This is a genomic window from Haliscomenobacter sp. (assembly GCF_965225875.1).
Classification (GTDB): Bacteria; Bacteroidota; Bacteroidia; order Chitinophagales; family Saprospiraceae; genus Haliscomenobacter.
Genome location: NZ_CBDDBS010000002.1, coordinates 2,015,942 through 2,040,300, shown reverse-complemented (window position 1 = coordinate 2,040,300; position 24,359 = coordinate 2,015,942). Strand labels below are relative to the sequence as shown.

Here is a 24,359-nt window from a genome sequence, read left to right as displayed (position 1 = left end):
TCAATTCTCTTGAAAAAGAGCATTCATATGTAGATTGTTTTCATTTGGTTTTTTGGGGTTATTCAGGGCGTCCATGAAGACGCCCTGCTTTATTTTTGCCCCATACTTAGTTCAAATCTTACGGACTGGAAATGAAAAAACGTCGACTTCTTTGGCTTTTGCTCCCAATGGGTTTATTGGTCGGACTCATTTATTATTCGGGATTGCCCAGCCAACAACCGCTATTGTACCAAAAATCAGTGCAGCTCTCCAGCTTGGATCAACAGATCAATCAAAGCTATCGGATTGAAACGATTACCCTCCCTGATGATTACGAAGGAAAGGTCCTTGCTACACTTTTGTCGAAACCCGCTTCGCATCCCAGCGATAGTGCAGTCATTTACCTCCATGGCTGGGCTGATTATTTTTTTCACGATCATGTAGCGAAATGGTTCAATGAACAGGGCTTTGACTTTTATGCCCTGGAGCTGCGCAAATACGGCCGCTCTTTGCTTCCTCATCAAAAGCCCAATTATTGCCGGGATTTGCAAGAATATTTCCCCGAATTGGACAGCGCTATTCAACGCATTACCCAACGGGATGGTCATCAGCATTTGCTCCTATTTGGGCATTCTACGGGCGGACTTACTGGCGCGTTGTACGCATCCCAGGGAAATCAGCGCAAAGCCATTGATCAAATCGTGCTGAACAGCCCTTTTTTAGGCTTCAAGGCCGATGCCTTGAGTATGAATCTGTTGCGTTTTTATGGCTTTCTGGGGCGTTTTAATTACAATGCCGTTTTACCCCGTGAAGGCAGTCCCTTGTATACCCAAACCATCCATAGCAGTGAAAAGGGCGAGTGGGATTTCAACTTTGCGTGGCGGCCACGTACCGGTTTCCCCTTTTATCAATCCTGGACCAACGCCATTATCAATGGCCACAGTAAAGTTGATCAAGGCTTGAATATCGAATGCCCTGTACTTATGCTTACTTCCGAACAAAGTTATTCGGGTGGCGAGCTTGGGCCCAAAGCGATGCGCTCGGATGTTGTACTTGATGCCCCCACTATCCGAACCAAGGCTACGAAATTGGGCAAAAACGTGAGCAGCAAAGCAATCCCAGGAGGGCTTCACGATATCTTTCTATCCCCTTTACCGGTTCGGGAAAAGGCTTTCTCGGCCATTGAGCAATGGATGAAAAAGCAAGAGGACTGACGAATTTTTCGGGTGACGAATGACTAAACTTCCAGGCAGCGCCCTTAAGTCGTCATTCGTCATTCGAAAAATTCGTCACGCTTATTTCTTGTCTTGCTTTGCAAATACCTTCTTCAACAGATCGCTGCTCCGGGAATCCACATTTTCCCGAATCTCCAATTCTTTTTTCGCTACCAATTGGAACATGCCCAGTAGTGCCTTTTCGGTGACGTATTTGTCCAATTCAGGATTCATTTTTTTCACCAATGGAATTTTGTTATAGGCGGTAACAGCACTTGCCCAATATTCCCGGGCTTTAAATTTATCTAGTGAAGTTTGGATCACTGGTAAAAAGGCCTCAGTGAGTGGGGTAGTGGTGGTGGTTTGCAGGTACTGGGTAGCTGCATTTTTTTCACCCATGAGGATGTTCATGGCATCCTTAAAGGTCATTTGTTTGATGGCGTTGACAAAGATAGGCTTGGCCTGAGTTGCCGCATCTTCTGCCGCCCGGTTCATTTTTTCCAATAAATCCTCCTCAAACTTGGCAAATCCAGGGATGACTTTCAATTTGGCGGCCATGGTTTTGGCTTCCTCGGGCATCAGGATTTTATAGGGGCTGGCATAATAACCATCTTTAGCAGAAAGGAAACTCACCGCCTGATCGATGCCCACATTTAAGGCTTCTTTAAGGCCGGATCCAGCCTCGTCAGCACTAAGGTCACCACCTTTGCCGAGTACGGCATTTTTGGCTTTGTTGACCAAACCGCCCAATTGGGCCTCCACTGAATTGTGCAAAATACCCCAGGTTAGGAGGGGCAACAGTACTAGGTAACGTCCGCGCATGGTAAATTTTTTTTGTTACAAGAACGCTATTTTGACGTAAGCGGTACACGAAAGTAGCAAGCTATAAAGGGGTTTAACGTTTCTTTAATCGCTGTTTTGTCGAAAACTTGTCCAAAAGCTCGCTTTTTTAACGATTGTTCAATAAATTGAGCCAGTAAATTCAACTCATGCCTACCATCAAAACCAGTAAGGAGGAAATACTGCAAAAATCATTGCTCCTGATTTGGGAGAAAGGCTACCACTATACCAGTATTGGAGACCTGGCAGCTACTTTGGGCATGGCCAAATCGCACTTTTATTACTATTTCAAAGACAAGGAGGACCTGATGAAGGAAATCCTGAGCTACATGCTGGAGCAATTCACCCAAATGCTTAAGCGGATTGTTGAAAACCCTGAACTGGATACGGCTGGTAAACTGCAAAAACTGGCCAGCAAAATGGCCCGCTTTTATGACTTTAATGGCTACACCAATGGATGCTTGATGGCCAACACTGCCCTGGAATCCGTAGGTAAAGATTATGCTTTTTTACCTATCGTGCGCAAATTCTTCAGCACTTTTATCGACTACCTGACCCAGATATATTGCGAAAAATATCCAGCCGATGAAGCTGCCAGAATGGCTGTGCAGGCCTTGCAAGAATTTGAAGGTGCCTTGCTACTTACCCGTTTATTTGCCGATGAAAACTATTTGAAGCAAGCTTTGGCGCGAATCGGCAGTCGCTAATTTTTTTTGCACAATAATTTTAACGAACGGTCAATAAAATAAAACATCCATAACCATGTCCGCAAACATCCCGACCCGAAGCCCTTTGGCCCAAACTGAAAAACTTAGCATTATCTGTCCCGATGGAGTTCCCCTTTCAGCCGTGCTTTGTGCACCCGCTCAAGTACAAGCAGCCATCATGCTCAGTGGAGGAACTGGATTCAAAAAAGAATTTTACTTGCCCCTGGCCAATTACCTGGCAGAGCAGGGCCTGGCCACCATCGTCTATGATTACCGGGGAACTGGCGAATCAAAACCAGCAGATATGCGGCAGTGCAGCTTTTCTTTTTTGGATTACGGGCAAAAAGACATGCCTGCTGTATTGGATTTTCTGGATGCCCGCTATCCAAATTTGCCCAAATTGATTTTGGGGCACAGTGCTGGAGGACAACAAGTGGGATTTATGCCCAATGTACACAAGGTAAAAGGTTTGGTGGCGGTAGCTACCTCGGTAGGCTATTTGCCCTACATGCCATTGGACTATCGGCTCAAGAGTTATTATTTCTTTTATTTGTTTACGCCCCTTAGTATTTTGTTGAAAGGTTATGTCGCAGCCAAGAGGTTTAAAATTATGGAGGATTTACCGCGTAAAGTGGTGACGCAGTGGCGGGCCTGGTGCAGTAAGCCTAACTATTTTTTTGACCCCCAATTTTATGGAAAAAGTGTCCCTATCGGCGCATTTGATCAAATGCCTTTTCCTATCCACGTTTTTTGGGCCACGGACGACCCCATCAGCAACGCGCGCTCGGTACCTGCTTTTTGGAGCCATGTCAAAAGTGTGGCTGGTTTGAGCTTTCAGGTATTGCGGCCCGAAGATTGGAATACCCGAAAAATTGACCACTACGGGGTGTTTCGGACTCAGTTTAAGGACTCCTTGTGGAAGGAAGTATTAGGTGCTTTGCAGCGGATGCTGTAGGTAAGATATGCTGAAAACCTGCCGTGAGTAGCAGGGTTTGTGGCTGGCGCATTCATTCGCGCCAGCCTTTTTTGTCTAAAATTTAGAGGTCTCTAAATTTTAATTTACTAATGTTTTTTCCTACCCGGATGCCCTGCAATAGCCCTTGTTCATTACCTGCGCGGTAATGAATCCCTCCGTACAAACGGCTTACTGCGGCCTCGTTGGCAAATTCAAAAAAAGTATTGAAACTGCGCGGGCTACCGTCGATGTCGGTGCGGTCTTTATGCGCTCGATCGGTAAAGGCATAGTTGTAACCGAATAAATCTGACAATATCTGTGCTGTTGCCCCCGACTGGGTGGAATGCCCCGAGGTGTACTCTGGGAAAGGAGGCGTGGTCAGATGTGCATTCCACGATGCATCAATTTGAGCTTTGACATAAGTGATTGGCCGCATCAAATTATAGGTGTACTTAGCATTCCAGCACGACACGAAAGCATCATGCACGCCCATACCTACGCGGGCAAAGGCTTCAGCGGCTATCGACAAACTAGCTTCTTCTTTGGCCAATACTTGCCGGGTAATGGCAATGGAATGCCCGGGAGGCGTAAAGGTTTTTCCGGGATCATCACTCCAGTATTCAGCAATGGTTTTTTGTTCCACCGTCAGATTTTTAACGGTCGTATACACTTCCAGGGCTTGCTGATAAAAGGGAGAAGTTTTGTCGGTGGAGTAAGTAGGTGGTGGAGGCACCATTGATACATCGGCATTGTTGGGGTAAAAAGTCCTCACTTTACCCCAAAAAGGTTGGAGTGGTATTTTTTGGAAAGCCGGAGCCGTAGGCACCCACAAGCTTACCCCGGTAGGTACGGTGTAACTAGCTGGAAAGTTGGTTTGGTAACAAAATTGTTGCCCATCACTATTGGCATAATTGGCAATGGCATTGGCTACGGCTATGCCGTATTCAGTAGAACGTTTGACAATATCATCGTGGATTTTATTCCGGTAACGTTCATTGTACTTTTGTTCCAAACTGGCGATCAAAAACTTATTCTGCTCCGTGGCAGGGGCATAACAGGCCTTTACAATTTGAGCCAAAGCTGCATTGCCCACCAAAGGCCAGTGGTACTCCAGATTGGGATCAATTTGAGGTAAATTAGAAGCTTCCAAGCCCGAAACCTGCCCGGCCATACTCAATCCCTTCGGAATTCCAGGACGAACAGATTCAAATAGGGTCAAACCAACGTATCCAAACATTCGAGCGGCTACTGGTGGAGTATAGCCTGCAGTTTCTTTGGAGAGTTGCAGGGTAAGCCCCATCCAGTCCTGGACGAGCTCGGAATCGTACTCATCCGCAGTAGGAAGAAAGGTAACTTCTTTGTCGTCAGGGTCGCAGGCGGTGATTAAACCGATCATCAACAGCGCCATACCCATGCGTAATAGTTGCTTCATGGGAGTAAATACTTTAATAAATGAGGAAATGACAGATAAGAATGGTAGGTAGCGCGCTCTTAGAATGGCTCAATTGGAAAATTATGACAAATGTATTAAAATCATTCTAATTACAGTGTAAAAAAAGATAGTAATACTCTTAAAAATAAAAAACGCCCATTGTAAAAAGTTGTTCACGAAATTTTTGAGCATTTATGTAAGATATATCTGATTTAAAGGAGCTTAAGGGCAAAAATTTGATTAGGCATAAAACGAAAAAAAAACAGCTTCCGTCAAGGAGTCGGGCTTTTTCGTTTTATGCCTAGTTGAAAAATCAACGTTTTTGCTCCCACTCCCAAGCCGTACGCATAATGTCGCTAATGTTGCGTTTAGCCTGCCAGCCGAGGCGTTCGGTAGCCCGGTTGTTATTGGCATAAATCGCCACCACATCACCTGCGCGACGAGGGCCGATGATGTAATTGAGTTTTTGGCCAGCAACCTCCTCAAAGGCTTTGATGGCCTCCAGTACCGTTACACCTTCACCAATGCCCAGGTTAAAGGTTTCGCAGTTGCGCTCCTGCCGATTGGCCAGGAGGTATTGAATGGCTTTGGTGTGGGCATTGGCCAGGTCCATCACGTGGATGTAGTCGCGTACACAACTGCCATCGCGGGTAGGGTAGTCTGCTCCAAATACAGTCATGCTAGCGCGTTTGCCCGCCGCGGTTTCGGTGATTACCGGAACCAGGTTGGTAGCCGCTGTAGCCGCTTCTCCAATCAAGGTGCTTTCGTGGGCACCTGCCGGGTTGAAGTAGCGCAGGATGACGGCGTTGGTATTTTTTTCCTGAAAACAGAAGTCTTGCAAGATGTGCTCGCCCATTTGTTTGGTGCGGGCGTAGGGTGATTCGGCGTTTTGGAAGGGCGTGCTTTCGGTTACGGGCAGTTCAGTGGCATTGCCATAAACGGAACAGGAGGAAGAAAAAATGATGTTTTTTACCCCAAATTCCAACATGCACTCCAGGATATTGAGCAAACTATCGAGGTTGTTGCGGAAATAGCGCAGCGGTTGTTCCACACTTTCGCCAACATATTTAAGGGCGGCGAAGTGAATGATACCTGCAATGTCGGTATGGGCCTGAAATACAGCTTTGGTTGCCGCTTTGTCACAGAGGTCAACGGGGTAATTTTGCACCGTTTTTCCGGTAATCGCCTTCACTCCTTCGAGGATACTCTCCGATGCATTGATCAGGTTATCAATAGAAATGACCTCAAAACCATTGTCGATTAAATCAACCAGGGTATGACTGCCGATGTAGCCGCAGCCACCTGTAACGAGAATCTTGCTCATTTGTATTAGTTTTGCGGCTCGAAAATACCCATTCAATGCTGAACAAACAACTCATTGCTGAAATAACCCAAATTGCCCGTCGTGCCGGGGCCGCTATTCTGGACATTTACGCCAATGAAGCCGACTTTCAGGTCGAACATAAAGCCGACACTTCTCCCCTGACCATTGCCGACCGCACCGCCAATGCCATCATCTGTAGTGCCCTGGAAGCGCTACCGGTACAATACCCGATCATTTCGGAAGAAAATAAATTGCAGCCCTATACCGAGCGCCAACATTTCACGAAAGCCTGGTTGGTTGATCCTCTGGATGGCACCAAGGAGTTTGTCAAACGCAATGGAGACTTTACCGTCAACATCGCCTTGATCAACAAGGGCGTCATAGAATTGGGCGTAGTGTACGTTCCGGTTTATGATGAAATGTACTACGCAGTGAAAGGCGAAGGTGCGTTTTTTGAAAAAGATGGCCAAGTCGAACAATTGCAGGCATTGTCTTTTGGCCTAAAAGATGCGGGCTTAAAAGTAGTTTGTTCGCGTTCACACATGAACCCGGAGACCGAAGCATTCATCAATGCATTGGATCAGCCAGAGTTGGTTTCACGAGGCAGTTCGCTCAAGTTTTTGATGATTGCCCAAGGGCAGGCGCACGTTTACCCACGCATGGGGCCAACCATGGAATGGGATACAGGTGCAGCACAAATCGTTCTGGAAGAGGCAGGGGGAATGGTCATTGATCAGAGTACCGATGCACCTTTAAAGTACAACAAAGAAGATTTACGCAATCCGTTTTTTGTAGCTTATGGCCATTTCGCGGGATGACAATTGACTATCTTTGATTAAAGTAAGTTGTTATGGAGAACCTGGCGATTTTTTCTGCTTATTTAAAACAAGTCCCATTTCTAACTGAGGCGGATTGTCAATTTTTCACCCGCTCTTTGGACGAACAGGCTTACCAGAAAGCAAAGTTGTTTTTAGAGCCCGGTAGAATCTGCCATCACATTGGTTTCGTTTGCAAAGGTGTATTCAGGGTTTATTACCTGGCGGACGGCAAAGAAGTCAATACTCGTTTCATCTTGGAAAACGATTTTGTGGTAGACTATGATAGTTTTTCCAATCAAAAACCCAGCAAGTATTACATTGAAGCATTGGAGCCCGCGGAGCTCATTGTGTTTACATTGCCTACCTTGATAAGTGCCTATGACCATTCCCACAACTGGGAAAGATTTGGCAGGTTGATTGCGGAAAGAGCTTACCGAGAGACGATTACCCGGGTTGAATCTTTTTTATTCATGGAGGCAGAAGAACGGTATTTACAGCTGATCACCGAATACCCCAGCTATTTGGAAAGAATCCCACTCTATCATTTGGCTTCCTATTTGGGCATTGAGCGGGAAAGTTTGAGCCGCATTCGAAAAAAAATCGCTCACTCTGAACGATTGTAACATAGGTCAATTGGATTGTTTTTGCCAGGGCTGAAATTTGTGCTATTCATTCATCAACACAATCCAAACAATGAAAAAGCTTAAATTTCACCTGGCTGTTGTTTCTTTAGTCTTTTTTTGCGCTTGTTCAAGCCCAGAAAAGGCCATTGTTCCCCTCAGCACTGATCCACAGTTTGAAGACACCTACACCATCATTTGGAATGGCATCAGCAATGCTTATCGCTATACCGATGGCAACTGGAAACGTGACGAGACGTATGATTATGTTTTTAACGTCACGCAAAAGCGCTACCAGCAACAGTGGAAATCCATCAAAAGTTTGCATCGGCTACACCCTGAGTATGACGGCAAAGCTGGAGCGCGTTCCCAAACGATGTATTTTGAAATCAACTATGCACTTGCGGGATCAAAACTAGCGGTCAATCTTTTTTCATCCTTGGGAAAAGGTAAAGGATTTAGTGATCGAGAGTTTAGAAAACAGACCCTGGATTTTGAAGTGGAGGGGATGAGTTCATTCGCGCCCTATGATCACATCAGGATTGATCAAACCTACAAATACGAGGAAGGTTTGCTGGAGGAAACGGTGTTTTTGTACAAGCTAAAAGACGGGAAGGAAATACCTTTTATGAAAAACGAAGAGAAGGCATATTTCTACGTTAAGGGCAAATTGGAACATGCACCCACCATTCTTTAACCAATAATCTAATTCACTTGCATCCGTCTCCCTTGGAGCTTGGTGCAGGTGAATTAGATGGTTTTGAGCAATTGTAATGCTTCATCCTCCTTCTGGGTCATTTTTGCTTTATCCGAAGGATCTTTATCGCCATACCCACAAAGGTGCAGCACCCCATGGATGATCACCCGGTGCAGTTCCTGTTCAAAGGTGACCCCAAATTGATGGGCATTTTCGTGAATGCGATCGATGCTGATGAACACGTCCCCCTCAATAACGGGTGGATCGTGGTACGGAAAAGTAATGATATCGGTGAGGGTATCATGCTGAAGGTACTCCTGGTTGAGCTTCAGCAGATAAGTATCATCGCAAAAGATGTAATTAACAAAATTGAGCTCGGCCTTTTCCTGCGTTATAACCTTTTCAATCCATCGGCGCAACAAAGCGGGATTGGCAGGTTCGAAATCAATTTCTTCAGCAAAAAAAGAAATTGGATCACTTGGGCCATCTTCTTCTAAATCATCGTAGAGCTCAAAATCATCCATAAAAATTTGGTGAAAAATTAGCGATTGTTGCCACAATTGAGGCGAAACTGCATTTCTACAGTGCGGCCATTGTCGCAATAACGGATACCATCCGAAAATTGCTGCATCATAAATACTCCACGGCCACCACATTTACAGCGGTTTTCCGGTTGAGTAGGATCGGGTAAACTACGGTAATCAAAACCGCGACCTTCGTCTGATACCCTTACTGCAATACAATCTGCCGACTTGTGCATTTGGATTTGCACATGTTTGGAGGCATCTTGCTTGTTACCGTGAATAATGGCGTTATTCACCGCTTCGGTAAGGCTGATCAGAATGTTTCCGTAAAGGTCTGGGTTGATTTTGTACTTGTTTACCATCTTGTCCAGGAAGGACTCAATTTTAGCGACGCTGCGCGGATCGGAAGGTAATTTCAGCATAACTTTGATTAAGGTTAGTGTTTTGAAAAAGTACCCTCGGGGGATAAACTAATTTGAAACACATTCCTGAGTGATCAAAAAGCGAACGAAAATTAGGGGAATATTTCGTAAGATGCAACTGACTTTTACTAGGGCAAAAACGTAAAATACTCATTGACAAGGAATAAAACTTTTTGTGTATTCCCTTTTACTCGAAACCACTTGCAATCAGCTCTTTATACGCATGGATTTGTTAAAAGTCACACAGCTGACAATTAAAAAACAAAAAAATAATTGTCCAAAACACAAATTTTTTTTCTAAAGCTTTGGAGGTACTGAAAAAAATATCAGGTTTGCTTACATACTTTCGAAACCCCGCTCCAGGTCTTTGATCAAATAATCAGCATCTTCCAGGCCAACGTATAAACGTAAAACCCGATGTGCGGGGTTGTCGGGGTTGAATTCCTCATCCAACAAACTGGCACAACCCGGCAGGATCAAACTTTCGTGTCCGCCCCAACTGACCGCCATCATGATGTGGTGTAAACCTTCGCAAAACCGCACAATCTCCTGCCGTGTATCGGCATAGAGGTAAAAACTCAAAAGGCCACAGGCGCCACTCATTTGTTCCCTTGCCAATTCGTATTGCGGGAAGGTCACATCAAAGGGGAACAACACTTTTTCAACTTGGGGATGGTGCTTAAGGAAATCTACAATTTTAGGCGTAGTAGCCGAAACCCGCTCCAGCCGGGCCGAAAGTGTCCGCAAACCCCGAATCAGCAACCAGGCATTAAAAGGCTGGATGCCGCTCCCAATGTTGAGGTATTCACTGTCGAAGATTTTTTTGATCATGGCGCTGCTTCCGCTGAGTACACCAGCTACGGTGTCGCTATGCCCGCCGATGTACTTGGTTGCACTTTGCAGCGCCAGATCAATGCCCATTTCGATCGGTCGCTGGTACAAGGGCGTACAGTAGCTGTTGTCACAAATGGTGATGATGCCATGATCGCGGGCCAACTCGGCTACAGCCCGCAAATCTTGCAGTGCATAACTCCAGCTGTTGGGGCTTTCCAGGTAAATGATCCGCGTATTGGGGCGGATGGCTTCAGCAAAGTTTTCCAAAAGGGTACCATCGACATAAGTAGTGTCGACATTGAAACGGGGCAAAATATTGTCAAACATGCGCTGCGCCCAGGTGTAGGGCTTATTGACACTCACGATGTGCTCATCAGCCTGAATATTGGCCAACACTGCGGCAAAAATGGCCGCTGCGCCGCTGTTGAATACCAGTGCATCTTCGGCCCGGTCCAGCGCTGCCAGTTTTTCCCGCAAAATATCCACCGTGGGGTTGATGCCCCGACTGTACAAATAACCACTCGATTCGTCGGCAAACAAATCGCGCAATTCATCCACCTTCCGCACCTGAAAATTACTGGTTTGGATGATGGGCGGCGCAATGGCATTGAAGTAGTCTGCGCGGTTTTCGCCTAGTTCGTTGAGTATAAATGAAAGTTCCATGAGAATGGGTGTGGGTGTTGGGGCAATCCCTTGCGGTTGCCCACTTCACCTATATTTTAATGATGCATTTGATAAAAACTTCGCCAACCCACGGATTTATCCGTGGGAGGCCACCAAGAATGGGTGTGAGTGTGATCGTGTGAGTGTGGGTGTGTTGGCCTTCCATTCCTCCAAGCACTCCGCCAACCCACGGATTTATCCGTGGGAGGCCACCCCAAAAACAAGCCCATGACTTTAGTCGTGGGGCTTTAAACGTGGGTACGCCTCCGCAACACCCCAAAATACAAAACCCCCAGCCCAACCAACAGCCCCATTCCGATCCCCGCCGCTCCCGGCTTCTGGATTACCACCGCCACGGCCACCATCGCGTAACTCAGCACAAAAAACGCCGCCAGATAAGGCGTGTATTTTGCCAAAGCCCCAGTCACTCGCCCATCACCTTCGCCCCGCCGCCGCAAAATAAACAAAGTCGCAGCAGAAGTACACATGCCGATGCTATCCAAAAACATGGTAAAGCTCAATATTTGGTCGATTTGTTTGCCAATAAGGGTAATGATGATGGTCAGGATGGCGTAAGCTGTAAGCCCAGGCACCAATGCGCCCGTACGAGGATGCCTGCGAGAGAAAATTTTGGGCAAGACCCCATCCTCACTCATGGCGCACATCACTCGGGGATTGCTCATCAGGATGATGTTGACATAAGTAAGCACGGAAAGGAACATGGCCAGGTCAAACACTTTGCCGCCAACTTTGCCAAACCAGGCCTCAAACAACAAGGAACCGATCGCAGTAGCGTTCTTCATTTTTTCAAAACCAATCACTTGTACGTAAGCGTAATTTATGGCCAGGTAGAGGAAAATGGCAAGTAAGGTGCCTGCAATGATGCCCTTGTGCAACGCTGGGCCGGGTTTCGCTTCTGCCCCAAAGTTCAGGGTTTGTTGGTAGCCTCCATAAGTAAAGGATACTGCGATGAGGCTCAAGAGTAGAAGCAGTACCGTATTATTACCCGTAAAAGTCTGCACGGGTTGGTTTTCATAACCGTGTGGTTCGACAACTACTCCAGCGAACAGGGTTGAAATCAGAATGAGGATCAAACCAATTTTCAACACGGTCATAAAATTCTGGGTTTGGGCGCTGGTTTTTAAGCCCAACAAATTCACGCCATAAAACAGTCCCACGGCAATGGTTGCCATCGCCGTATTGAACAACACGCCTGAGGGGTGTCCAAATACCAGATCGCTCAAATAATCCGCGCCGATCAGGGCCACGACGCCCAGATTGGCCGCATTCACAATCAAGACCAGGATGTTGACGGTAAAGCCTACCACGGGGTGATAGCCATAGTTGAAAATCTGATAAAATCCACCCATGACCGGGTACCTCGCCCCAATTTCGGCGTAGGTCAAAGCCCCACAAAGGGCAGTGATGCCTCCGATGATCCAGGCGGCAAAAAAGATGGTTTGGGTACCCGCATTGGCAGCAATGATGGCGGGCGTTTTAAAGATTCCCAGCCCTATGATGAGGCTAACGGTGATGAGGGTAATGGTGGAAAAGCCCAGTTGGTGGCTTTTGGCGGCGTGGTTTTCAGACATACGGCGATTTTGCGCCCTAGACTACGAATTTTCTGGTAATATTTGATGCTTTTTACGGATAAATCTAATTGGGTTGAGAAGTTGAGGGGTTGAGAAGTTGAGGCTGCCGCAGCGACTTGAGCAGGATTGCGTCTAAGTCACTGCGGCAGCCTCAACTTCTCAACCCCTCAACTTCTCAACCTTTTATCGGTAGCTCCACCCGTTCCTTCTTCAACAAATGCAAATTGTCCTCCAAATCCAGACGGTTTTTTTCATTGTCAAACTCATCACTAAAGGCTTCCTTGAGTCGCTTGCGTTTGATGGATTCCAGGCAGCGACGGATGTCTTCGTCGTTTTCCAAAGCCAAGGGTGGCACCATACACAGCTTTCCTTCAACATCTTTGGCCACCATGGTGAAATACGAAGTATTGGTGTGCTTTTTTTCACCCGTGATCACATTCTCCGATTCCACCCGAATGCCTACCACCAGAGAAGTGCGCCCTACATAGTTGACCGAGGCGTGTAGTGACACCAGTTCCCCAACCGAAACGGGCTCCCGGAAATTCACCCCATCCACGGATACCGTGACGACGTAAGCGCCAGCGTGTTTGGCCGCGCAGGCGTAAGCTACCTTGTCCATAAGGGAAAGCAGAATGCCGCCGTGGATTTTGCCGCCGAAATTGGCGTAAGCGGGAATCATCAGTTCGGTGATGGTGGTGCGGGAGAGGGAAACGGGTTTGGCCTGCATAGGTGGTAATTTATGCCCTAAAGGTAAGTGCTTTTGTCGCTGATTGGTAACATATGATTAATCTACTCTTTTTGAAAGCCCCAAACCTTTATCTATCTTCGCCCCCGAAATCCAAGCAAGCATGTACAAAGGCAAAAAAGTCATCGTCGTTCTGCCGGCTTACAACGCCGCCCGCACCCTGCAAAAAACCTATCAGGAAATCCCATTTGACCTGGTAGACGAGGTCATTCTTTGCGACGATGCCAGTAAAGACAATACCGCCGACCTGGCCCGCAGCATTGGCATCCATCACGTGATCAAACACGAAAAAAACAAGGGTTACGGAGGCAATCAAAAAAGCCTGTACAACAAGGCCCTGGAATTGGGTGGCGATATTGTGATCATGCTGCACCCGGATTATCAATACACGCCCCTGTTGATCCCTTCGATGGTCAACATCATTGGAGAAGAGTTGTACCCGGTGGTGTTGGGCTCACGCATCCTGGGCATGGGCGCCCTCAAGGGGGGGATGCCGATGTACAAATACATTGCCAACCGCTTTTTGACTTTTTTCCAAAACCTGCTCATCAACTACAAACTCTCCGAATACCACACGGGTTATCGCGCCTTCAGTCGCCAGGTTCTGGAAGGCATTAATTTTAATCAAAACTCGGACGACTTCGTTTTTGACAATGAAATGCTTTCTCAAATTGTCTACGCAGGTTTTGACATTGCCGAAGTGACCTGCCCTACCAAGTACTTCGAAGAAGCGTCTTCGATCAATTTCCGACGGAGTATGAAGTACGGTTTAGGGGTGTTGCGGGTGTCGATTGGGCATTTTTTGAGCCGTGTGGGTATCCTTAAACTCAAGATGTACCGGAAATAATTCAGTGCTGGTATTTATTCCTTTTGTTTGCTTTCAGCGGAGCTGAAGTAAAAAATCATCGCTTTTCCAGCAAAAGCCCCAATTCCTTTGCTCGCAATCCAATATCTTTTATAATTTAGGGCTTGTTTAAAAGGAAAGCGACCATGAAATACGATCCGATCAACCCGGACTTTTTTGTCAACAACCGCAAGCGTTTCATGCGCAAAATGCAGCCTGAATCCTTGGCAATCTTTTATTCCAACGACTTGATGCCACGCAGCGGAGATACCTTTTTCCCCTTTCGACAGAATTCGGGCTTGTTTTACCTCAGTGGATTGGATCAGGAAGAAACCGTGGTGGTCTTGTTTCCGGATTGTATTAAGGAGGGGTTTCAGGAAGTGGCATTTGTGAAACGCACCAGCGATTACATTGCCATTTGGGAAGGTGAGAAATACAGCAAAGAAAAAGCCCGCGAAGTTTCCGGCATTCAAAAAGTGTATTGGTTGGATGAAATGGCCCCCATTTTGCACGAGTTGATCCTGCTATCCAAGCGCATTTACATCAACACCGAGGAGCACGACCGTTTTATCCCCGAATTGCCTACGCGCAACATGCGCATGGCCCGCGACGTCATGGAGCGTTACCCTGCGCACAAGTACCACCGTGCCCAGCCCATCCTCAAAAAATTGATGATGAACAAACAGGAGGCTGAGGTGGAATTGATTCAACAGGCCATCGGGATTACGGGTAAAGCTTTCAAACGGGTGCTTGAGTTTGTGCGGCCTGGGGTAATGGAATACGAAATCGAAGCCGAAATCACCCACGAGTTCATCCGCAATCGCGCATCCGGGCACGCCTATGATCCCATTATCGCTTCGGGAGCCAATAGTTGTGTGTTGCACTATACCCACAACAACCAGCAGTGTAAGGCTGGTGATGTCCTCCTGATGGATTTTGGAGCCGAATATGGGCATTACGCCTCCGACCTCACTCGGACCATCCCGGTGAGCGGCCAATTCAGCAAACGCCAGCGCAGTGTATACGATGCGGTATTGCAGATTATGCGGGAGGCACAGCAACTACTCGTGCCTGGCACTACTCTGGAGGAATACAGCAAGGAGGTGGTCAAAATGATGGAAAGCGCCCTAATCGATCTCAAATTATTGAGTCGCAAAGAAATTGACCAGCAGAACCCAGAGTTGCCACTGTACAAGCAGTTCTTTATGCATGGTACTTCTCACCACTTGGGGATGGATGTGCACGATCTGGCCGACCGTTATGTGCCGATTCAGGAAGGAATGGTCTTCACCTGTGAGCCGGGCATTTACATCCGCGATGAAAAATTGGGAGTTCGGATTGAAAATGATATTCTAGTTACGGAGAATGGGCCGTTGGATTTGATGGCCGGTATTCCGGTGGAGGCAGAGGAGATTGAGGAGTTGATGTCGGTGATGATCTCGGAGTAATTCTTAGGATTCTTAAGTGCCTTCGGTTTCTTAGGTGGTGGAAAGAAAAAACCCTGCGGAGCAGGATATATTTTCACCACCTAAGAAACCGAAGGCACTTAAGGATTCACCTAAGTAGTAATACAAAGAAGAGGGATACAAAGCAAATTTGTATCCCTCTTCCCATTTTTATAAGGCTTCAAAAAGCCTATCCAAACTCAGCCTGGTGCTCAGCGATTTTGTCTCCAGTCAGGATGTAGTCATCCACGAGGATACGACCGCAGTGCTCACAAGCAATGATCTTTTTACGCATCGAAATCTCCAACTGGACTTGTGGTGGAATCTTGTTGAAGCAACCTCCACAAGAGTCACGCTGGATGGTAACCACAGCCAAACCGTTGCGATAAGATGTACGGATTTTATCATAAGCCTTGATCAAACGCTCCTCGATGTGCTCGCGAGCAGCATCCGATTCAGCGCGCAGGGCACGTTCTTCGTTCTCCGTTTTGGAAATGATTTCATTCAATTCTATCTGCTTGGCTTCCAGATCTTTTTTCTTTTTAGCCAAACGTTCTTCCGTATTGGCCTGGCTTTCTTCTTGCTTGGCCACATCTATTCTGGCCTGCTTGATGCGCTTTTCAGCCAATTGGATATCGAGGTCCTGCATTTCCAATTCCTTGGTCAATGCTTCGTATTCGCGGTTGTTCTTAACGTTGTCGAGTTGCGTTTTGTATTTGACCTTCAAGGCTTCTGCCTCTTTGATGTTGGTCGCGAAGCGAGCTACAATGGCTTGTAATTCCTTGACGCTGCTTACCGTTTTTTCCAGACGGGTCTCCAAACCGACAATATCATCCTCCAGGTCACTAACTTCCATGGGCAATTCGCCCTTCAATACCTCAATTTCACCAATTTGAGCATCGATGAGTTGGAGCTGATACAGCGTTTTGAGCTTTTCCGCTACAGTAATTTCGTTAGCCATGTTTGGTTGTTGTTAATAATAATGAACGGGATTGGTCTTCACGCTCGTGCAATAGCGCGCAAAGTTACTATATTTTTTTGAAATAATCTCGTGTAATAATTCGATGGTAAATTGCTCACTTTCATAGTGTCCGATATCGGCAATGACAATTTGGCCATCGGCGTCAAAAAACTCGTGGTATTTGTAATCGGCGGTCACAAAAACGTCGGCACCAGCGGCAACGGCTTTGGGCAACAGAAAGCCTCCTGAACCGCCACAAACGGCTATGGTACGTACCTCGCGGTTGCGCAAGGGGGTGTATTTGATGCAACCGACCTGCATGCTGCTTTTGAGGTGCTGCAGAAAATCGATTTCACTCATGCTTTGGGGTAAAGTACCAATCATGCCCGAGCCCACTTCGGGGTCCGGAGCAGGTAAGCCATTCTTCAGCAAAGGTTTTGCGGACAGGATGCGGGTGTTTTGCAAGCCCAGTTTTTCGGCAATTTTACCATTCACCCCATTGCGGTATACGTTGTCGAGGTTGGTGTGGATGGCGTACAGGGCTACACCTTCACGGATGGCTTTGATCACTACACGTTCCACGTAATTGCGACCAGTCAGGCGTTTCAGGCCCCGAAAAATAATCGGGTGGTGGGCCACCAGTAGGTTACAGCCCTTGGCCACGGCTTCATCGATTACGGCTTCGGTAGCGTCCAGGGCGATCATTACCCCGCTGATTTCTGCATTGGGGTCACCCACGAGAAGGCCAGAATTGTCGTAGTCTTCCTGGTAGTGGGAAGGTGCGATGCTTTCGAGGTAGGTGGTAAGTTCGGAAATGGTTGTGGGCATATCTTAAAAACTAGCATTTAGAAGTTTCAACCGCTATTCTACAACAACGGTTGAAACTCCCCATTGGTTTCAAATCTCCATCACCAGATCAAAATTCACCAATTCCACAAAACGTTGAACCCGTTCGTTGATTTTGGCGGAGTCCAGGGATTTGAGGGCGTCTACGCTGAATTGCTCCACGCAGAAGGAAGCCATGGCGGAACCATAAATGATCGCCCGCTTCATGTTTTCGAAGGAAGTATCCTCGGTTTTGGCAATGTAGCCCATGAATCCACCGGCAAAAGTATCTCCGGCACCCGTTGGGTCGGTCACTTCCTGAAGTGGCAAAGCGGGAGCAAAGAAGAGTTTATCTCCTTCAAACAAGAGTGCACCATGCTCTCCTTTTTTGATCACCAGGAAGCGTGGCCCCAGAGCATGAATTTTGTGGGCAGCCTTCACCAATGAATGTTCGCCCGACAATTGGCGGGCTTCTTCATCGTTGATGATCAGCATATCAATTTTACCCAGCACTTCCATCAGGCTGTCCCAGGCGATATCCATCCAAAAATTCATGGTATCTAAGGCGATCAGCTTGGGGCGTTTGTTCATTTGTTCAATGACGCGCAGCTGAACCGCGGGGGTCAGGTTACCGAGCATCAGGTACTCCGTATCTTTGTAGGCATCGGGCAAGACGGGGTCAAAATCGGCCAGTACATTCAACTGGGTATCCAGCGTATCGCGGGAATTCATGTTGTTGTGGTAGCGGCCAGCCCAAAAGAAGGACTTTTCACCAGCCTTTACCTGCAAACCTTCGAGGTCAATTCCTCTTTGGCGCATAAAATTCAACATGTCTTGCGGGAAATCGTCCCCAATGACCGACACCAGGCGTAGGTCATTCAAAAAATGAGAAGCAGCCAGCGTAATGTAGGTTGCAGCCCCGCCAATGGCCATTTCTGCACGGCCCATGGGGGTCTCAATGTCGTCGAAAGCAACGGTTCCAACCGCAAGTAAACTCATGATGAAAAGTTTTTTGAAAAAATTACGCCACAAATATTGCACATTATTTTGAGTTGGCATACATTTGCACACGCAATTCGATAATTGCACCGGCAAGTGCCTCAGTAGCTCAGCCGGTTAGAGCGGCGGACTGTTAATCCGTAGGTCGTAGGTTCGAGCCCTACCTGAGGCGCAAAAAGATAAAGGCTTCTTGATCAATTGATTGAGGAGCCTTTTTTCGTTTGGGTTCTAAGCGCTTGTCTAAATCTTGTTTTATCTCAACGGTGCTTTTTTCCTAATTGAAATATCCTTGTAGGATGCCAATGCTTTTCCCCCACCGTGTATTTGCAAACCAATTACGCCCTGCTGAACTATCGCTGGGTCAGCTTCCGTGTAATCAACGGTTTGTTTTCCATTCAAATAGATCTGAATCCTTTTACCTTTTGCCCGTATCTTATAGTCATTCCAATCTTTCAATTTTACAATCTGGCTGGTTGCGACAGAATCAAGGCCCTGTAGGACAATATTCCTCCTTGATTCATCATATAGCACACCATAGTAATTGTTTCCCAGGTCCGCCTGATAGCCAATCATTTCATAAGCGGGATTCGACAAGCGCTTACTTCTAAATTGAACGCCTGCGTTGATAAACCCCTCACTACCTTCAAGTTTGAATTTCAATTTGAGGACGAAATTTTCATAAGTGTTGGTTGTGCATAGAAAGTCATTGTGTGGAACAATTTCAGAAAGAGAGCCTCCCCTTATTTCACCCTGAATAATATTCCATGTTTTTATCGTATCTCCCTCCCAGCCCTTAAAAGTCTCCCCATCAAATAATGGGTTGAAGGTTAGTTTGCAGGAGAGCGTGCAAAAACAACAGAGCGCAATGAGGATGGATGATACTTTGTAAGACTGAAAATTCATGGTACGTGGTTTGATGTGTTAAAATCAGTGAGATAGCGAGGCCTTTTTGGGTAAAAGGTTTTCGGAACTATAAAATAAGTTTTTTTTGAAATTTTGACGACCACAATTTTTGGGAGAGATACAGACGTTGTTTTGTAAAAAAACTCAACTCAATATGACTACTCCATTGGCTAAACTCGGGTTAGTATTCTCTTTGTTCCTGCAAAGTCTTTTAGTTTTCGCCCAACACGACTCCATCCTGGGTCGTTGGCATCACTCCGCAGCACCCGAATTTTTTATTCAGGTCGACTCACTCGGATATTTTACGTTTAATCCTGAGATGGAATGGTTTGCTGGAAAGACCTATAAGTATACCATTTTCAAAGACGGGGGCTATTATGATGGCATTGAAGTAGACAGCCTTTTTCGCGGAAGGATTCAGCTTGAACGCAATTTTATGGTGTATTTCAGCTTTCAGGATAGGGAAGGAATGGAGGATCGTATCGATGAAGTCAATTTGTTTTACAAAGTCGGAGCAAAGCCTGAAGACCTAGATTTTTCCAAAGAGCCCAAAACGATCATTACCCTTCCCGCAGGATTCAGGGGTAAGTTTTGCATCGCGTACAATCAGCCAGACGGAAAGCCTTTCGAAATAGACGCCCAGGGAAATACTCATTTGCAGCTGGATGAAAGTGGCTATTTGGGCACAACATTACCCGTAGATCCCTTCCGCATGGCCAAAGGAAATGAAGTGTTACGGTATCAAAATACCACGCAAAATTTATTGCCTTTGGATAGTGGCTATGCGGAGAAAGTAGATTTGTCCATTCCGCCCCAAACCATTTGTGTGTATGTACAAGGGTTTAACAAACAAGGCCGACAAATGCTGAATCGTAAAATAGGCAAAACCATTGAAGGGAATATGGTCTATTATGTGGTGGATACGTATGAAAATTTGTTGAAGCAGTGAGGTAGCTGTATATTTCCAAGCGATAGGATTTTCATCCCTCATCCACATAAAACCAGTACATGCGCTTTTTAATCATCGCACTTCTGATCTGTTCCACTATGGCTTCTGCACAAAAAAATACGCCCATCCCGCTGGAAGAAGGGGTTAGTTGGGAATTGGCGCAATGGCGAGCCCAAAACCTAAGTGCCATTGCTTATGACTTGAATCTACAAATCCCACTAGCCAAAACCGATCCCATCACCGGGATGGTCAACATCAGTTTTGAACTCAAAAACAAAGCCCAAGACCTTCTCCTCGATTTTAAACCCGGCAAAACCTGGCAAGGCCAATGCAGCATCAATGGGAAAAAGATCAAGGGCCAACACAATCAAGGGCATTTTATTCTTTCTGCCAAAAAGCTAAAAATTGGTGTGAACCAGGTACAAATCAGTTTTGAAGCCAATAACCAATCCCTCAACCGCAGCGCAGATTATTTGTACACCCTGGTGGTACCCGATCGTGCCTCTACGGTATTTCCCTGTTTTGACCAACCCAATCTGAAAGCTCGGTATACCCTACATCTAGATATACCTGGTGACTGGGAGGCTATGGGCAATGGACCTCTGGACAAGAGCAATGAAAATGGAGAGCGCAAACAACTGCATTTCAAAACCACCGAAGCCTTCAGCACCTATGTGTTTGCCTTTTGTGCGGGCAAATTCCAAAAAGCAACCGAGACCCGCAATGGCCGCAGCATGACCATGCTCTACCGCGAAACCGACCAGGCCAAGGTACAGCGCAACCTCGCCAGCATTTTTGACTTGCACATCCACGCCATTGAGTGGATGGAGAACTATACCGGAATCAAACTGCCTTTTGCCAAACTCGATTTTGCCCTCATGCCCGGCTTTCAATATGGTGGCATGGAGCACATCGGTGCGATTTTTTACCGTGAAGCCAGTTTGATGTTGGATGAAAACGCGACGGAGAACCAAAAACTGGGCCGCGCCAGCCTGATCGCCCATGAAACTGCCCATATGTGGTTTGGCGATCTGGTGACCATGAACTGGTTCAACGATGTATGGCTCAAAGAAGTATTTGCCAATTTTATGGCCGCCAAAATTGTCAACCCCTTTTTTCCAAAGATCAATCACGAGCTGCGCTTTTTGCTGGGGCATCAGCCAACCGCTTATTCGGAAGATCGCTCGGAGGGTAGTCACCCCATTCAGCAGGAGCTCGAAAACCTCAAAAACGCTGGCAGCTTATACGGGGGGATCATTTACCAAAAAGCCCCCGTGGTCATGCGCCAACTGGAAGCCATGATGGGCGAGGAGCAAATGCGCAAAGGGCTGCAGGAATACTTGCGAACCTATGGTTACGGCAATGCCACCTGGGATCAGTTGGTTGGAATTTTGGATCAGCACTGCCCCAAAGATCTGGCCACCTGGAGCCAGGTATGGGTGAAAGAAGCAGGCATGCCTCACTTCGTACTGGAACAAGTGGGCAATGGCCAGGGCCTGGATAAACTGTTAGTGCGACAGCTTAAAACTTCGGCTTCTGGAAAATATTGGCCGGAACAAACCCAGCTGGCTCTGTTTTATCCCGACAGTGTAGCTTCTTTTCCGGTCGAAATTGTGGGCGAAAAAACCGAAATCAATGGTGTCAAGGGCTATCCTTTGCCTCAAGCCAGCCTTTTATTGGCTTCCCCAATGAGTTATGGGTTTTGCCGCCTGGATATGCGTTCCACGACTTATTTTTTGCAGCAAACGCCCAAAATCAAAGACCCCTTGCTGCGTGGTGCAGCGCGGATGGCCCTTTGGGAAGAGTTTTTGCACGAAGCAATGCCCCCTGCCACCTTGCTCGAAAGCCTCATGGCGGCAATCCCCGAAGAACAAGAACCCCTGAACCGCCAGCAATTGCTCGATCAGTTGCAAACCCTGTATTGGCGCTTTGCTGATCCTGAATTGCAGTTGAGCAGTAAAGCAGGAATAGAGGAAATGCTCTGGGGTTTGTTGCAACAAGCCAAAGACCCCTCAGCGCGCCTGGCCTATTTTGGCGCTTATCAATCGCTGGTTGAAACCTGGCCGGGAGTGCAAAAATTGTATCGCATTTGGAAAAAAGACCTCGCCATTCCCGGCCTGACGCTCTCGGAAAGTCAACGCATTGATTTGGCTTGTGCCATTGCGCTGCGCTGGCCTCATCAGGCTCAGACCATTTTGGAGCAACAACTGGCCGAAACGAGCAACCCAGATCGCAAACAACGCCTCCAGTTTCTCCGCCCGGTTTTTGCTGCCGAGCAAGCGCAACGAGATGTTTTTTTTGAAAGCCTCAAAAAAGACGAAAACCGCGACTACGAACCTTGGGTGGAAGATGCCCTGGGTTATTTGAACCATCCTCGCCGCCCGGCCAGTGCCAAGCTGCATTACGTTCGCCCGGCATTGGAACTTCTGGAAGAAATTCAGCGCACAGGCGACATCTTTTTTCCGCGCCGTTGGATCAGTGCGGTTTTGGGCGGGCACAATTCGGCGGAAGCAGCATCAACGGTGCGGCAGTTTTTGGCCCAAAACCCCAATTTCTCCTATCGTTTGCGGAATAAGGTCTTGATGTCGGCTGATCTACTGTTTCGGGCAGCCAAAATGCGGCGAGAGCCGAGCAATAAAGGTGGAGCACCGCAAAATCTCGCTGCTTTGAATCAGGCCATCAAAGCAGAGCTGGCGCGCTGCCCTGAAGCTACTTTCCACATCGCCTTTCGCGATCTGAAAAATCCAAACAACGCTGTTTTTATCAATGAAAAAATCAGCCTTCACCCAGCCAGTACCATGAAAACTCCGGTACTGGTGGAACTGTACAAGCAGGCGAATCAAGGCAAATTTAAACTGAGTGATTCTTTGGTGTTAAAAAATGAATTCAAAAGTATTGTGGATGGCAGCCCTTATTCCTTGAGCGAAAGTGACGATTCGGATTCGATTTGGTACCGGCGTTTAGGGCAAAAAGTGAGCATTGTGGACCTCGCACGGGCGATGATTGTGCGCAGCTCCAATTTGGCTACCAATATCCTGATTGAGCTGGTTGGAGCGGAAAAAACCACCCAGAGCATGCGCGAATTAGGGCTAGCCGACATCATGGTGCGCCGGGGAGTGGAAGACAGCAAAGCCTACGCAGCTGGCTTAAACAACAGCACCACTGCCTACGACCTAATGCTGCTGATGGAACGCATTGGCAGGGGAGAGGCGGGACGCCCAGAGGATTGTAAAGCTATGCTCGATATTCTTTCCGATCAGGAGTTCAACAATGTCATTCCCACCCGACTGCCTGCTGATGTGCGGGTTGCACACAAAACGGGTTGGATTACGGCTCACCATCACGATTCGGCATTATTAATTTCGCCAACGGGGCGTTACTTTTCTTTTACCATCCTGTCTAAAGGCTGGACAAATGAAAAGCTGGCCAACGAAGTGATGGGAAAAGTGGTGGAGATGGCTTATTCGTTTTTTGAGCAGCATCCTTGAAGGGAAGTATTGGTAATTTAAACCTCGGATGTTTGCTCAAGTCGCGAATTTTTCTAACATTTGTCAAACTCGCTTCTATTCTCATTTTAACAACCTTAATAAAAACCAATTGAAATGTCACTGAAAGACAAGTACCAATCCGCCCTTGATTTTGCCAAAGAAGTTGGCGCTGAAATGGAAAATTTCCACGAAGAAGATGGTCACATCGTTTTCAACGGAACAGTTGCTACACCATACCTGCGCAACGCCATTTGGGACAAGTTGAAAACCATCAACGGTTTGAAGAAGGACGATGCTGCTCCAGCAGAAGTAAAAGCCAACATCAAAGTCAGTGACGACAGCGTTTACCACAAACACACCGTGGTTGCAGGTGAAACCCTGGGCAAAATTGCCAAGCACTACTTCGATGATGCCAGCAAGTATGTGGCGATATTTGAAGCCAACAAGGATATTCTGAAAAACCCAGACTTGATTGTTGTTGGTCAGGTATTGAGCATTCCGAATCCATAATTGGTGCGGATTACGCGATAAAAGAAGCCCCAATTGCTCTGACTGGCAATTGGGGCTTTTCTTTTGAAC

The 24,359-nt window shown here is 47.0% G+C and carries 23 protein-coding genes and 1 tRNA gene; 12 read left to right on the top strand and 12 right to left on the bottom strand.

What is annotated here, in order from left to right; all coding sequences use genetic code 11:
- The first annotated feature begins 131 nt into the window (after positions 1-131).
- Complete coding sequence (locus ACO08K_RS10835) at positions 132-1,193, top strand: alpha/beta hydrolase (RefSeq protein WP_421796411.1); 1,062 nt, start codon at positions 132-134, stop codon at positions 1,191-1,193.
- Between the two features lie 81 nt (positions 1,194-1,274).
- On the opposite strand, the gene ACO08K_RS10830 is transcribed toward ACO08K_RS10835, so the two are convergent.
- Positions 1,275-2,015 (bottom strand): DUF4197 domain-containing protein, encoded by a 741-nt coding sequence (locus ACO08K_RS10830; protein WP_421796410.1) that lies wholly within the window; start codon positions 2,013-2,015, stop codon positions 1,275-1,277.
- Between the two features lie 167 nt (positions 2,016-2,182).
- On the opposite strand from ACO08K_RS10830, the gene ACO08K_RS10825 reads away from it, so the two are divergent.
- Both ACO08K_RS10825 and ACO08K_RS10820 read left to right on the top strand, forming a co-directional pair.
- A complete protein-coding gene (locus tag ACO08K_RS10825; protein WP_421796409.1) occupies positions 2,183-2,740 on the top strand; it encodes a TetR/AcrR family transcriptional regulator in 558 nt (185 codons plus the stop codon).
- A gap of 55 nt (positions 2,741-2,795) precedes the next feature.
- Complete coding sequence (locus ACO08K_RS10820) at positions 2,796-3,695, top strand: alpha/beta fold hydrolase (RefSeq protein WP_421796408.1); 900 nt, start codon at positions 2,796-2,798, stop codon at positions 3,693-3,695.
- Positions 3,696-3,777: 82 nt separating this feature from the next.
- Here the strand turns inward: ACO08K_RS10820 and ACO08K_RS10815 are convergent, their stop codons facing one another.
- Positions 3,778-5,127: a vanadium-dependent haloperoxidase gene (locus ACO08K_RS10815; RefSeq protein ID WP_421796407.1), complete on the bottom strand. Its 1,350-nt coding sequence runs from the start codon at positions 5,125-5,127 to the stop codon at positions 3,778-3,780.
- 313 nt (positions 5,128-5,440) lie between these two features.
- Positions 5,441-6,451 carry a UDP-glucose 4-epimerase GalE gene (gene galE, locus ACO08K_RS10810; protein WP_421796406.1) on the bottom strand — a complete coding sequence of 337 codons (1,011 nt, stop codon included), beginning with the start codon at positions 6,449-6,451 and terminating at the stop codon, positions 5,441-5,443.
- Positions 6,452-6,486: 35 nt separating this feature from the next.
- On the opposite strand from galE, the gene cysQ reads away from it, so the two are divergent.
- The 3 genes from cysQ (at position 6,487) to ACO08K_RS10795 (ending at position 8,586) form a co-directional block, all read left to right on the top strand.
- A complete protein-coding gene (cysQ, locus tag ACO08K_RS10805; protein WP_421796405.1) occupies positions 6,487-7,269 on the top strand; it encodes a 3'(2'),5'-bisphosphate nucleotidase CysQ in 783 nt (260 codons plus the stop codon).
- A 32-nt stretch (positions 7,270-7,301) separates the two neighbouring features.
- Positions 7,302-7,892 carry a Crp/Fnr family transcriptional regulator gene (locus ACO08K_RS10800; RefSeq protein ID WP_421796404.1) on the top strand — a complete coding sequence of 197 codons (591 nt, stop codon included), beginning with the start codon at positions 7,302-7,304 and terminating at the stop codon, positions 7,890-7,892.
- Positions 7,893-7,962: 70 nt separating this feature from the next.
- Positions 7,963-8,586, top strand: a complete 624-nt coding sequence (locus tag ACO08K_RS10795; RefSeq protein ID WP_421796403.1) for a hypothetical protein — start codon at positions 7,963-7,965, stop codon at positions 8,584-8,586.
- Between the two features lie 53 nt (positions 8,587-8,639).
- Here ACO08K_RS10795 and ybeY read toward each other — a convergent pair whose 3' ends face one another.
- The 5 genes from ybeY to ACO08K_RS10770 form a co-directional block, all read right to left on the bottom strand.
- The gene (gene ybeY, locus ACO08K_RS10790) at positions 8,640-9,110 is read right to left on the bottom strand and encodes an rRNA maturation RNase YbeY (RefSeq protein WP_421796402.1); all 471 of its coding nucleotides are present in this window, start codon (positions 9,108-9,110) and stop codon (positions 8,640-8,642) included.
- A gap of 17 nt (positions 9,111-9,127) precedes the next feature.
- A complete protein-coding gene (locus ACO08K_RS10785) occupies positions 9,128-9,532 on the bottom strand; it encodes an ATP-binding protein (protein ID WP_421796401.1) in 405 nt (134 codons plus the stop codon).
- Between the two features lie 336 nt (positions 9,533-9,868).
- Positions 9,869-11,029: a trans-sulfuration enzyme family protein gene (locus tag ACO08K_RS10780; RefSeq protein WP_421796400.1), complete on the bottom strand. Its 1,161-nt coding sequence runs from the start codon at positions 11,027-11,029 to the stop codon at positions 9,869-9,871.
- Positions 11,030-11,277: 248 nt separating this feature from the next.
- The gene (locus ACO08K_RS10775) at positions 11,278-12,621 is read right to left on the bottom strand and encodes an APC family permease (RefSeq protein ID WP_421796399.1); all 1,344 of its coding nucleotides are present in this window, start codon (positions 12,619-12,621) and stop codon (positions 11,278-11,280) included.
- Positions 12,622-12,796: 175 nt separating this feature from the next.
- A complete protein-coding gene (locus tag ACO08K_RS10770) occupies positions 12,797-13,348 on the bottom strand; it encodes an acyl-CoA thioesterase (RefSeq protein ID WP_421796398.1) in 552 nt (183 codons plus the stop codon).
- Between the two features lie 121 nt (positions 13,349-13,469).
- Here ACO08K_RS10770 and ACO08K_RS10765 point away from each other — a divergent pair, with 121 nt between their 5' ends.
- Together ACO08K_RS10765 and ACO08K_RS10760 are read left to right on the top strand one after the other, a co-directional pair.
- Entirely contained in the window at positions 13,470-14,213 is a 744-nt protein-coding gene (locus tag ACO08K_RS10765) for a glycosyltransferase family 2 protein (RefSeq protein WP_421796397.1), read from the top strand.
- A gap of 143 nt (positions 14,214-14,356) precedes the next feature.
- Positions 14,357-15,658 (top strand): aminopeptidase P N-terminal domain-containing protein, encoded by a 1,302-nt coding sequence (locus ACO08K_RS10760; protein WP_421796396.1) that lies wholly within the window; start codon positions 14,357-14,359, stop codon positions 15,656-15,658.
- Positions 15,659-15,845: 187 nt separating this feature from the next.
- Here the strand turns inward: ACO08K_RS10760 and ACO08K_RS10755 are convergent, their stop codons facing one another.
- The 3 genes from ACO08K_RS10755 to ACO08K_RS10745 form a co-directional block, all read right to left on the bottom strand.
- Positions 15,846-16,616 (bottom strand): zinc ribbon domain-containing protein, encoded by a 771-nt coding sequence (locus tag ACO08K_RS10755; protein WP_421796395.1) that lies wholly within the window; start codon positions 16,614-16,616, stop codon positions 15,846-15,848.
- A gap of 12 nt (positions 16,617-16,628) precedes the next feature.
- Positions 16,629-17,444: a Nif3-like dinuclear metal center hexameric protein gene (locus ACO08K_RS10750; RefSeq protein WP_421796394.1), complete on the bottom strand. Its 816-nt coding sequence runs from the start codon at positions 17,442-17,444 to the stop codon at positions 16,629-16,631.
- A 69-nt stretch (positions 17,445-17,513) separates the two neighbouring features.
- Positions 17,514-18,440, bottom strand: a complete 927-nt coding sequence (locus ACO08K_RS10745) for a PfkB family carbohydrate kinase (RefSeq protein ID WP_421796393.1) — start codon at positions 18,438-18,440, stop codon at positions 17,514-17,516.
- 98 nt (positions 18,441-18,538) lie between these two features.
- On the opposite strand from ACO08K_RS10745, the gene ACO08K_RS10740 reads away from it, so the two are divergent.
- Positions 18,539-18,612: transfer RNA gene (locus ACO08K_RS10740), tRNA-Asn, on the top strand.
- Positions 18,613-18,692: 80 nt separating this feature from the next.
- Here ACO08K_RS10740 and ACO08K_RS10735 read toward each other — a convergent pair.
- Complete coding sequence (locus ACO08K_RS10735; RefSeq protein WP_421796392.1) at positions 18,693-19,343, bottom strand: 3-keto-disaccharide hydrolase; 651 nt, start codon at positions 19,341-19,343, stop codon at positions 18,693-18,695.
- A 154-nt stretch (positions 19,344-19,497) separates the two neighbouring features.
- Between ACO08K_RS10735 and ACO08K_RS10730 the strand changes: the two genes are divergently transcribed.
- The 3 genes from ACO08K_RS10730 (at position 19,498) to ACO08K_RS10720 (ending at position 24,290) form a co-directional block, all read left to right on the top strand.
- Positions 19,498-20,292, top strand: coding sequence for a hypothetical protein (locus ACO08K_RS10730; protein WP_421796391.1), 795 nt, complete (start codon positions 19,498-19,500; stop codon positions 20,290-20,292).
- Positions 20,293-20,351: 59 nt separating this feature from the next.
- The gene (locus tag ACO08K_RS10725; RefSeq protein WP_421796390.1) at positions 20,352-23,780 is read left to right on the top strand and encodes a M1 family aminopeptidase; all 3,429 of its coding nucleotides are present in this window, start codon (positions 20,352-20,354) and stop codon (positions 23,778-23,780) included.
- 114 nt (positions 23,781-23,894) lie between these two features.
- Positions 23,895-24,290, top strand: coding sequence for a LysM peptidoglycan-binding domain-containing protein (locus tag ACO08K_RS10720; RefSeq protein ID WP_421796389.1), 396 nt, complete (start codon positions 23,895-23,897; stop codon positions 24,288-24,290).
- Positions 24,291-24,359: the final 69 nt, after the last annotated feature.